This is a genomic window from Bradyrhizobium macuxiense, assembly GCF_001542415.1.
GTDB lineage: Bacteria > Pseudomonadota > Alphaproteobacteria > Rhizobiales > Xanthobacteraceae > Bradyrhizobium > Bradyrhizobium macuxiense.
In genome coordinates this window covers 21,667-32,237 of sequence record NZ_LNCU01000089.1, presented here as the reverse complement: position 1 = coordinate 32,237, position 10,571 = coordinate 21,667, and the positions used below count along the sequence as shown (strand labels likewise).

Annotated in this window: 11 protein-coding genes and 2 tRNA genes; 6 read left to right on the top strand and 7 right to left on the bottom strand. The window is 63.0% G+C overall.

Annotated features, from left to right (window positions below):
• The first annotated feature begins 300 nt into the window (after positions 1–300).
• The 3 genes from AS156_RS26595 to AS156_RS26585 all read left to right on the top strand — a co-directional run bounded on the left by AS156_RS26595 (position 301) and on the right by AS156_RS26585 (position 2,154).
• Positions 301–386 (top strand) — tRNA-Tyr (locus AS156_RS26595).
• Positions 387–738: 352 nt separating this feature from the next.
• Positions 739–1,722: a glucokinase gene (glk, locus tag AS156_RS26590; protein WP_066510713.1), complete on the top strand. Its 984-nt coding sequence runs from the start codon at positions 739–741 to the stop codon at positions 1,720–1,722.
• 135 nt (positions 1,723–1,857) lie between these two features.
• The gene (locus tag AS156_RS26585) at positions 1,858–2,154 is read left to right on the top strand and encodes a hypothetical protein (protein WP_082747760.1); all 297 of its coding nucleotides are present in this window, start codon (positions 1,858–1,860) and stop codon (positions 2,152–2,154) included.
• A 96-nt stretch (positions 2,155–2,250) separates the two neighbouring features.
• Here AS156_RS26585 and AS156_RS26580 read toward each other — a convergent pair whose 3' ends face one another.
• From AS156_RS26580 to AS156_RS41200, 4 genes are all read right to left on the bottom strand, one after another.
• On the bottom strand, positions 2,251–3,984 hold the full coding sequence (locus tag AS156_RS26580) for a hypothetical protein (protein ID WP_066510709.1): 1,734 nt from the start codon (positions 3,982–3,984) through the stop codon (positions 2,251–2,253).
• A 316-nt stretch (positions 3,985–4,300) separates the two neighbouring features.
• On the bottom strand, positions 4,301–4,693 hold the full coding sequence (locus AS156_RS26575; RefSeq protein WP_066510706.1) for a VOC family protein: 393 nt from the start codon (positions 4,691–4,693) through the stop codon (positions 4,301–4,303).
• A 24-nt stretch (positions 4,694–4,717) separates the two neighbouring features.
• Positions 4,718–4,921 (bottom strand): MerR family DNA-binding protein, encoded by a 204-nt coding sequence (locus AS156_RS46105; protein ID WP_430641816.1) that lies wholly within the window; start codon positions 4,919–4,921, stop codon positions 4,718–4,720.
• Positions 4,922–4,927: 6 nt separating this feature from the next.
• Complete coding sequence (locus AS156_RS41200; protein WP_082747750.1) at positions 4,928–5,077, bottom strand: MerR family DNA-binding transcriptional regulator; 150 nt, start codon at positions 5,075–5,077, stop codon at positions 4,928–4,930.
• Positions 5,078–5,364: 287 nt separating this feature from the next.
• Here AS156_RS41200 and AS156_RS26565 point away from each other — a divergent pair, with 287 nt between their 5' ends.
• Positions 5,365–6,162 carry a lytic murein transglycosylase gene (locus AS156_RS26565; protein ID WP_066510701.1) on the top strand — a complete coding sequence of 266 codons (798 nt, stop codon included), beginning with the start codon at positions 5,365–5,367 and terminating at the stop codon, positions 6,160–6,162.
• Between the two features lie 88 nt (positions 6,163–6,250).
• Positions 6,251–6,658 carry a hypothetical protein gene (locus AS156_RS26560; RefSeq protein WP_066510699.1) on the top strand — a complete coding sequence of 136 codons (408 nt, stop codon included), beginning with the start codon at positions 6,251–6,253 and terminating at the stop codon, positions 6,656–6,658.
• Positions 6,659–6,667: 9 nt separating this feature from the next.
• Here AS156_RS26560 and AS156_RS26555 read toward each other — a convergent pair whose 3' ends face one another.
• Positions 6,668–7,054 carry a YciI family protein gene (locus tag AS156_RS26555; protein WP_066510697.1) on the bottom strand — a complete coding sequence of 129 codons (387 nt, stop codon included), beginning with the start codon at positions 7,052–7,054 and terminating at the stop codon, positions 6,668–6,670.
• Between the two features lie 420 nt (positions 7,055–7,474).
• Between AS156_RS26555 and AS156_RS26550 the strand changes: the two genes are divergently transcribed.
• Positions 7,475–7,548: transfer RNA gene (locus AS156_RS26550), tRNA-Gly, on the top strand.
• A 72-nt stretch (positions 7,549–7,620) separates the two neighbouring features.
• Here AS156_RS26550 and AS156_RS26545 read toward each other — a convergent pair.
• Positions 7,621–8,871 (bottom strand): site-specific integrase, encoded by a 1,251-nt coding sequence (locus AS156_RS26545; RefSeq protein WP_245313077.1) that lies wholly within the window; start codon positions 8,869–8,871, stop codon positions 7,621–7,623.
• 1,376 nt (positions 8,872–10,247) lie between these two features.
• Positions 10,248–10,571, bottom strand: a 324-nt coding sequence (locus AS156_RS43745; protein ID WP_210184220.1) for a hypothetical protein, incomplete at its 5' end; no start/stop codon positions are given.

The following is a 10,571-nucleotide window of genomic DNA, read 5'->3' as shown; positions in this document are numbered from 1 at the left end:
GGAGTCGCGCTCCCGCCACGCCGGCGGACGGACGAATTTCTGCTTCTTTTGGAAGGGTTTACCGCCCTTGCTTCGAAAATTGGGTTTGCGGTCGCGGTCGCTCATGGGAGGCTTGTGTCACGGCTGCCGAATATTGGCAATTTAACCGGCAAATAGCCGGCCTGCTTGGTTGACTTTGCCCGGTCCCTTCGCCCATAACGGCGCCCGACCGCGCGCCTGAACCGGGCTTGCGCGGTTATCAGCGTCATTTCGATGACCCGGTCCGCCGCCACTCGCGCGGCCGGTCTGGCGCTGTTGGACGGGGGAGTGTCCCGAGTGGCAAAGGGAGCTGACTGTAAATCAGCCGCCTCATGGCTTCGAAGGTTCGAGTCCTTCCTCCCCCACCAGCCTTCGCTCGCTTCGCGAGTTTCGACTGGGCAAGCCGGCAATGTCCATTGTAGCGAAGTGAGCGAAGGCTGCCACGCCGAAGCCCAACGGGCGAAGGCGGGCTCCATCCACCAGCGCCACACTACTTCTTGGTCCTGACACTAGCCGCCGGTGCGCGCCAGCATGCGATACTGATACCGTGGCACTCGGTCGGCGTCGCCAATGGAACCGTTGGCAGGTCCGCGGTGTTGCGGAAGGGCGGGAGCCGACTGACGCTGCGCTGGTCGTTATCCGTCGATGGTATCAAGATGGCTCGTGCTGCGAGATGTAGCCGGGCCGATCACGAGGGACAGCGGATCGCGAATGACGGGGATGGATCAAGCATTGCTCGCCGACATCGGGGGCACCAACGCGCGGTTTGCGCTCCTCGATCGGGGAACGGTTGGCCCGATCACGCACATGAAGGTGGCCGATCACGAGACCCCGGCTGATGCGATGGCGGCTTTCCTGGATCAGCAGGGCGCGCGAGCGTCGACCGGCTTCGCAATCATCGACGTCGCCGGACCGATCGAGAACAATCGCGTCACGCTGACCAACAGCCGGTGGACGTTCGACGCTGCCGAGCTGCAACGGCAGTTCGGTTTCCAGGCCGTGCATCTGCTCAACGATTTCGAGGCCATGGCGTGGTCGCTGCCAGCATTGACCGCGCACGATCTGGTCAAGCTTGGCGGGCAGGATCCGGTCGCCGGTGGGCCGATGCTGGTTGTCGGCCCGGGGACCGGCTTTGGCGCGTCCTGTCTGGTGCCGCGCGGTCCGTCGTCGCTGGCGATCATCACCGAAGCTGGTCATGCGACCTTGCCGGCGACGTCGGACCGGGAAGAGCAAGTGATCGCCCGCATGCGCAGCCAGTTCGGCCATGTCTCGATCGAGCGTGCGCTGTCCGGATCCGGAATGGAAAACCTCTATCGCGCCATCAATGCCATCGACAGCGCCGGCGCGCCCGTCCGCGATGCGGCGTCGATCGTGCACGCGGCCGCATCGGGACGCTGCGAGACGAGCCGCGCGACGCTCGACATGTTCTGTTGCTTCCTGGGGAATGTCTGCGGAAACCTGACGCTGACCTTCTCCGCGTCCGGCGGCCTCTATCTCGCCGGCGGCATCGTGCCGCGCTTCGTCGACTATCTAGCGCGTTCGGACTTTCGCAGCCGCTTCGAAGGCAAGGGACGGTTTGGCGCTTACCTCAGGAAAGTGCCGGTCAACATCATCGTCACGCCGGATACAGCCTTTGCGGGGCTCAAGACGTTCTTCGACATGAACGTGGTGACGTCAGATCGTCCGATTGCGCCGGGGCAGTGAGGACCTCCGCCGTGCTCTCGGTAGCCACATCGCCGCACGCGTCCTTTGCATGCACGAACGAGATTCACGTTCCGGCTGATTGACTATTTGTTCATGATTTGTTCTTATGACGGTGGTCCCGGAGAAGACACCGCCATGAACAACCGCATCAACGAGATTCGCAGACAGATCAGGGCTTTGAGGATCAGCATGCTCGAGGCCGAGGCGATCATGCGTGAGCAGATCATGCGGGACGAGGATTGCGCCTTCGTGGCCGGGGACATCCTGAAGATGCGGGTGGTGATGAGCCGCCTGGTCGAGGAGCGGACCGTGCTTGGAGATCAGGAGCCGATCCTGGTGAGCTCCGCGTCGCGCCAGCCTCGCGCACAGAAGCCTGTTGTCGTGCCTCTCACGAAACGCCGCCCGCTCTTTACCGAACAACGTGCGCGGTGACGCGCTCGAACTGCTGAAGCTTCGCGCGAACAGCGGAAGGTGCGTTGCACGCGGGGGACACCCGCGTGCAACGCTGTCTTTGTCGCGGCGCCGCAATCAATCCGCGTCATGGTCGCCGTGGTCGTGGTCGCGGCCGGCCTCGTGCTGCCAATCCGGATCGGTGCCCGGTGTGAACGACACGCCGCGCAGCGCCTCCCCAAATCCTGCGGTGCGCAACGTGGTGAAGCTCTCGCCCGCCGGCAGCGTGGTGGTGGCGAGCTTGTCGGTTATCCTCACCAGCCGGTTCGGATCCGCGCCCTGGTCGCCGTTGCCGCTCACGGTGGAGGTGATCGCCCAGATCGTCACCGTGCCGTCGTGATTGACGTGGCCGGTAATGTTGCGCAGGCCGTCGGTCGCCGGCGCCCACGGCAGGTTGGTCGTCGGGTTGTTGCCGGTCGGATAGCCGCTCACCGTGTAGGGCACGCCGAGATTGAGGCCCGCCTGCAGCGTGTAGGCCTGTGACCAGCTGCCGGTCGCGTCGTTGAACACCCACTTCTGCAGGCCTGCGGTGGTCTGCGCCGCCGCGGCGGCGTAGGTGCCCGCGCTGTAGGTCGCGGTGCCGTTGCCTTCATCAGCAACGTAGAGCGTCTTGGCGTCGGCGAACCACATGCCGAACGGGAACGTGGTCGCGGTCTTGGCGAGATTGGTCGGGAAGCCCTTCAGCACGCACATATTGTAGGGCGTAACGCCGAGCGTCTGCAGGTTCGCGGCATTGTAGACGATCGGCGTCGTCGGCAACGTCGCCGTGGCGCTCGGCACGCCGATGCCGGTCGGGCACGCGAGCGGCTTGCCGTTGGCGTCGAAGCCCGAGGTGTCGATGAAGTACACCGTGTTGACGCCGTTGCCGCCGGAGCCCTTGGTGACATAGATGACGTTGTTGAACACCGTGAGGCCGCGGAAGTTGGTGTCCTTGCCGATCTTGTCCGCCTTCAGCGCGAGCTCAGTCACGTTGAAGCTGCCGACCGGCGTCGGGGTGCCCGGTTCGGCCTGCTGCGCCAGTGGGGCGTGCGCCTGCGTCATGATCTGCGCGCCGGCGCCGAGGATGATGCCGTTCGGCTGCGGGTTGCCGCCGTTGCCGGCGTTACCCGTGGTGTAGAACACATCGGCGCCATGGCGATCGTTGAGGATCGCGGCGCGCCCGTTGTTGCCGCTGTAGGCATTGGTCTTGGTGAAGGTGAAGTGGCCGTGCTCGTCGACGGTGGCGATCACGCGCGAATAGATGCTAGGCACCGGATTGGTCGGGTCAACCACACCGGGGGTGTTGGAATTCGATACGTCGATGGCGCCGACCGGGGCGAGATAGCCCATGAACGAGACCACGCGGTGGTCGAGCGACAGGTTCAGCGCGATCTCGGACTTCGACGGGAAGCTCGTCACCATCTGGTCGCGCTTCCCGGTGATGTCGTGCTCGGTGCTGTTAGGCACTTCCAGAGACTGCACGCGATCGCCGTTGAGCCGCAGCTCGTCGAGCACGATCTTCGAGGTGATGCCGAACGAGCCGTCGACGGTGTCGTTGCTCCACACGGTGGGATAGGTGCCGTCGGCGACTGCGGCGGCGCAATTGCCTGCGGTGCAGTTCGGCGGCAGCTGCGTGGTGCCGGGAACGATGGTGACGGCCTTGCTGTCGTAGACGGCGCGGCTCAGCAGCAGATGGCCGGGCCGAAAATGCACGCCATCATCGTCAGCGCGGGCCAGCGTGCTGGCGAGCGCGGTGGAGGCGAGTATTGCCAGCGCAAGGCCCGGCTTGAACAGCGAGCACCCGGCATGCGGGCGCGATCCCTTGACCATCATGATTGTTGTTTCCCGTGCGAGAGAATGTGTGAGCGAAAAATCTTTTCAGGCATCACGGCTGCAAAACAGCGGCCGCGTCGTGGCCGACGCGCGCGTAATCTGGGAGCGAAGTGTTACAGGGATGCGAAGTCTCTGCGACGAACTCACGCAGCAAAAAAGCGGCGAACGTCATCGCCGCGCCAAAAATGCGTCATGCAGCGGCACGCGAACTGCTTTGCGCCGGATGCTAGCCATCGTGCGATCGCGATACCCGGAATCGGCCGCGGCGTACGTTCCCGTCGCTGATCAACGTCTTGGAGGGAGCCGAGCGGCGCCATCAAGCTCTGGGCAATACGTCCGCGGGGTGCTTGTCGCGATGCTCGACATATTCGACGCGTGTCTGGTCCGGATGCCGCACCAGCATGTTGCGGCCGGTCGGCACCGGCTTGGGGGCCTCGAGGACCGTGGCGCCGACACCTGGGAGGTGAGCGGCGAACGCGTCGATGTCGTCGACCAGAAACGTCAGGTGCGTCGCCGTGAACCGCTGCAGGCTCTGCTCGGTCCCGGCGATGAACAGAATCGAGGCGACCTGGGCGAGCCTGAGATCGTATTCGGGATAGTCGAAGCGCAGGCGGGCCTGCTGACCGATCAAGGCCTCGTAAAAGGCGACGGCCGCATCGAGCGCCTCCAGGGGCAGGTAACGTCGCGCCAGGATATTGAGCACCTTCATTGCCAAGCCCTTTCTTATAAGCTCTCATCTGTTGCTGCGGCTTCGATCCGGCCCGTCGAGCCGAAGCGCCAGGGCACGACGCCGTTTGCGAAGCGTCGCGATCGCGCGATCGATCTGGTCGAGCTTGTCCTGCATGACCGCGGAGCAGTTCACGCGTGCACTGCGCCGGCCGTCGTCCAGTGCGGTCAGCAGATTGCGGAGTTCGCGGGTCGAGAAGCCCGACGCGATCAGATCTCACACCCACGCGGCCGGCTCGATCTCTGATGCAGCGTAGCTTCGATAGCCGTTCGAGGTCCGGCGCGGCACGATCAGGCCCGCGGCTTCATAGTGCCGTAGCGCGCGGGCGCTGACGCCGAGATGACGCGCCGCCTCCTGAATTCTCATCGCGATCTCCTGTCGAAGGCCGGCCTAGCACCTTGTCATTAACGTCAATGTCAACCGCCGGGCAGCCGGGAGAGGGAGTCATCTCGGCGCCGGGGCCAAATGTCCCGGCATTGCGGACCTGGCCGGGATGGTCAATCCGCCTGTCACGCCATATCGTGGCGACCCTTAGGCTATGTCGGATGCGCCAGGCGCGCGCGCCGGCGAGCCGTTCATCGGCGGNGTCATGTTCCTTCGGCCATCGTCTTGGCCGGCCGGAGGCCAAAGGCCCCAATGCGGAGGAGTTTTGAATGACCAAGGGCAGCCAGCTTGTGACGTCGGCGCTCGCAGCCATCGCGATCGTGGCGTCGCTTGGCGCGCAGGCCAACGCTGCCCAGTGCGGCAACGGCCCGGGCGGCTTCGAGAACTGGAAGCGCGAGTTTTCGGAGGAGGCGAGGGCCAAGGGCGTCGGCGCAACCGCGATTGGTGCGTTGATGCAGGCGAACTACGCCAGTGCGACCATCGCCGCCGACCGCGGCCAGCGCAGTTTCGGCCTGTCGCTCGACGCGTTCATGGCCAAGCGCGGCGCCGCGACCATCGTGGCGCGCGGCCGTTCGCTCAAGCAGTCGCATGCGGCGCTGTTCTCGGAGATCCAGCAGCGCTACGGCGTGCCGCCGGGACCGCTGATTGCGATCTGGGGCATGGAAACCGGCTTCGGCAGCCAGCGCGGCAACCAGAACATGCTGTCGTCGATCGCAACGCTTGCCTATGACTGCCGCCGTCCGGAGTTCTTCACCGACCAGCTCTATGCTGCCCTGAAGCTGATCGATCGTGGCACGATCTCGCCGAACCAGCGCGGCTCGATGCATGGCGAGGTCGGCCAGACCCAGTTCATGCCGAAGACTATCCTCAACTATGGTACCGGCAACCTCGATGTCGCTGCCAATGCGCTGAACTCGACCGCGAATTTCTTCAGGGCCCATGGCTGGCGAGCCGGCGCGGGCTATCAGCCCGGGGAACCCAACTTCGCGGCGATCGAGGCCTGGAACGCCGCCGGAGTCTATCAAAAGGCAATCGCCATTATGGGACGGCAGATCGACGGTCAGTAAGGGTTGGCCGCCACCCGTCCTTCATCACTTGTTAACTTCACGATGCCCAGATTCCGGGCTGCGTCATGCGTGAGAGTTGAGAGGACTCATGCTCAAGGACGGCACCTACGCCGCCTGGTTCAGGACGTCGCTCGGTGAAGGCACCGGCATCGTTCATTTCGCCGACGGCAAGCTGTGGGGCCGCGACAGCATCATGCTCTACAGCGGCACATACGATGTCGACGGCGATCGCTTCTCCGCCGTCGTCACCGCCAGGCGGCACACCGAAGGCCACGCAACGGTGTTCGGCACCGATGACCTCGTGCTGCGGCTGAAGGGCGTCTCGAACGGCGCGATCGCAACCTGCTCCGGGACGGCCGACGCTGCGCCTGATCTCGTGTTCGAGGCGACGCTGATTCCGAGCCACGACGTGCCGGCAGTGTCCGACGCGGATCAGCCTGCGCGCAAGTTCGACGCCAGCAAGCTTCCGAAGCTCCCGAGCCGCTCCAGCCGCTAGCCGCACGCCTTACGCGCCGCTGGGGCCTGCCGTTTCGGGAAAGGCCGCGCCCGGCACATAGAGCTTGAGCGGGCGGATCTCGTAGACCGCCGACGGATTGACCCGGCGCAGGTCGCGCGCGGCCGCAATCGCCGCATCCTCGTCGGCGCAATCGATCACATAGAACCCGAGCAGTTGCTCCTTGGTCTCGGCGAACGGCCCGTCGACCACCATCCCTTGGCCGGGTCCGCGCAGGGTGCGAGCATTGCGGGTGTCGCCGAGCCGTGCGGCCGGACCGAGCCGGCCCTTCAACCGTTCATGGACCCCGCGCAGGCCGACCATGACGGACGCGTCCTCTTCCGCGGTCCATGACTTGACCTCGGCTTCGACATGGTAGGCCAGAATGGCATAAAGCATCGGCAACTCTCCTGATCTTGTTACGGTTGGCCCAAGGACGTTTCGGCAAAGCCCGAACCGACAAGCCCTGCGGCCTGCCGGCACAGCAAAAAGCGCGGCGGAATGTCTCCCGCCGCGCCCCGGTTTTGTTGTCTCGCTGGTCCAGGGCTGAGAGCGCCCCGATGCCAGGCTCATTGGTCAAAGCCTAGCGGGCGATCCCAGCGAGGTGACAGCGCTTGAGACAAGACACTGGATCACCTCCTTTCTCTGTTGATGGGACTCAGAATATAGGCAGCGAATCTGCCGCTGTTAAGGCAGTGGCGTGCCGTGCAGGCACGGGGAATGGGCCGATTGTGCGGAAATAAAAGCCGTTCACAGGGAATAAAGACGCAGCCGGGGCAGTTGAGACGGCCGCCCGGCCGTGTTAGGTCAACGCCCGATGCGGGTGTAGCTCAATGGTAGAGCAGCAGCCTTCCAAGCTGAATACGAGGGTTCGATTCCCTTCACCCGCTCCAATGTTTTCAATGATTTAGCGCGTCGGCAGCCTTTCATTCTGACAAGTCGCGCATTCTCATTCTGACAAACGTTCACTTTCTCTTCGCTTGTCTTACACGGCGCTTGATGCGTTTCATTTGCGCATCCTGCTTGGCCTCATCGTCATCGTGCAGATAGTGCGCCATCGCTGCAGTCGATGACCATTGGCCCTTCTGCATCAGCTGAGTCTCTGTAAGTCCAGACGCGCTCGCTTCCGTGGTACCGCCATGTCGGCCGAACGAGGTGAACGTAAGCTCAGGCCGCAAACCAGCAGCCAAGATAATCTTCTTCGTAATGCGCTGGACCTGCGTCAGCATTTCTCCCTTGCCAAACCAAGGCTGACTGCTGCCGTCACGTCGCAACATCAGGCCGCCAGTTGGCCGCAACTGCTTGATGGCATCGAGTTCAGCCATCAAGACCGGATAGAGTGGGGCGCCTTTTGCGTTCAGTAAGGGCTCCCAGGATCCGGTACTCGTCTTGTAGTTGATGACGTATACGTGGTCCGGACGGCTTGGCGGGCGGTAGTGATCAACCATAAAGCGGATGAATATATGTGCCTCGCGTTGAAGCAATTCCCAACCAATCAAAGCGCCGGTGGCTAGAGAGGGATGGCCCATCTCGATGGCCTTGGCTCGGAACGCCGCGAGCTCAGCGAAGGTCGCGTGTGGCGTTTCTCGTGAGGTCGATTGCAGGCCCATTCTTTCGAACGGATTCTTCGGCGGAAACACACCGGGGTGTGCTCGAGAAATCGTATTCCAGGCGCTCCGAGCAGTCTTCATCGCATGGTTGACCGTCGTGCGCCGCTCGACTTTCTTGCCGTTCACGTCTTTGAACAGGAGCTTTGCAAAGAGGTCGTCGACGAAAGCGGTGTCGATGCTTGAGACGCGGCGAACGCCCAATCGTCGCCCATCCTGCAAGATGTATTCGCAGATCATCTTGATCCCAGTCTCGTGAACCCGGCATTGGCCTGGGCTCAAAGGCTGGAGCCGCTTGGCTGTCGGTTGAGACCAAGTTTGGCGGTAAAGGTGAAACATCCAATCTAACGTACCGACGACTACGCCGGCGTGAGTTGGTTTGGCGTCCTCGCCACCGGTGCGCCAGCTGTCGAAAGCGGGGAGTAGGATCTGCTCTGCGCGCGCAACGGCGCGGCTGTAATCGGTGCCAAGCGGCTCATTTTCGATCGAGCATCTCCGCTTGCGCGCCCACATCGGAATATTGAAAAAGTAACCGAAGGTGTCGCCCTTTAGACGCTTACGCAGGGTGTAACGAGGTAGCGGTAGCGCGGATCGTCCAACTCTTTTCACAGCAGTCTCCTGGACACCTCCGGGTCGTCCTCGGGATCGATTTGAATCGATCTTTCTTCTCGCATCAACACAGAAATGCGTCCGTCGGGCCAAATCTCGACGCGCGCGACTTTGCCACCGCTGTCGAGGACACCTCTAACAGCACGCTTGACGTCTGCCTCAGTGAATCGAACTTTCGACATCGAAGGGAGTGGATACGAGCGCGACGGAGCAACTGACCTCATCTAATCATGGCTCTCCACGTTCGCTCCACTGAACGTAGAACAAGCCTGGCGCAGGTTGCGGTATCTGGAAGGTGCTAGAATCAAGGTGAGACAGAGCGATCACATAAGGACCTAGTGATCATTTTTTATTGAGATCGAACTGCGAGGACGCTGAAGTTAGACCTGATTGCCCGAACATGGCCGGCGCTAGCTCAAACTTCCTGATGATGGATTGAGGCGCAGGTGCGCGATATTTGCGGGGAAGTCTGCTCACAGAAAACCCCGGTTATCCACGTGCTGGTGCGATCCGACCGACTCACGCTAAGCAGGTATCGTCGATCAGCCCAATTTATAAGGACGAAAATGGTTGCTGCTGCTCGTAGACTGCCCGCTTCTGGCTATGCCCTCGAAGTCGACGGTCGATTAAAGGCCGAATTTGAAACCAGAGACGGGGCTTGGGCAGGAGCGGCGGAGCTGAAGAAGCGCTTCCCCATCCTTCGCGTCAGGATCTACGACGCGCAAACCAAGGCTACAGAGGAAGTGCCGCTGCTACAGGCTTGAGCGTCCGTTAGCCGATCGTTTCGACGCGTGCGGCAGTGGCCGCACCGGGCTCTCGCAAATCGAGCCGCGTGGCGTCTCGGCCATTCGGGTTCGATCCCTCGCGCTAATAAGAGATAAGTAAGTGTGTCGCTCGCCGGAGGCACTCGCTCGCGGGCCCCGCCGCCATTGCATGAGCCCACCGCTCGGGTCGCCCTAGCACTGCTAGCCCCGGTCTCGCCGACAGGCAGGGGTACAGGCGCGTGGTGCGCCTTGCACCCATGGAAGCAAAAGGAAGATTGATCATGTCGGCCTAGGCACATTGATATCGTTCCCGCGAGCGGTCGACGGTGCGCGATTATCTCGTCCGCGTCACCAAAGCGGGTATCCTTGAGGCGTCCGCCAAGGCGTCGCCGACGAGGCCGCCGAGCGCTTGTCAGGACTGAAAAAGGCCGAGACGGCGCAGCCGCCGAGCAGCTACTGGCGGCAACCGGCAGGCTGCCGTCGCTGCTGGGGACGGACAGGTTAGAGGATCAGGTCGATGCGCCAGACACGACGCAGGGCCATGATTTCCGCTCGCAATGCGGAGTCGGAGGTGAGCCGGGGCCACAAGGATGGCCCCCCGCGAGCTCTAGATTAGCGGCCGCGCACCTGACGGCGCGCGGCCGGTTTAGGGGCAGGGAAGCGGCGATTGCCCACCCTGGCCCCCTTTCGAACGCGGGCTGGGATCCGTCCGATCGAACGCCGTTTGCCGCACCCGGGGTGGCTGTGTCGCGCCTCCTTTTGCCGTGACGACGCGATCAGGCTTGCGGCTTTGATCGCGTCCGGACCTCGCGTGTCGAGATCGCAATCAGGCGGATAATTCTGGCGGCGACATCGGTTCGGCACGTCGAAATGCGGTTGGCCGCGGATATGCTGGCAACTGGCCAGTCCAGCCATCTGGCCGTCGAGACATGGCTC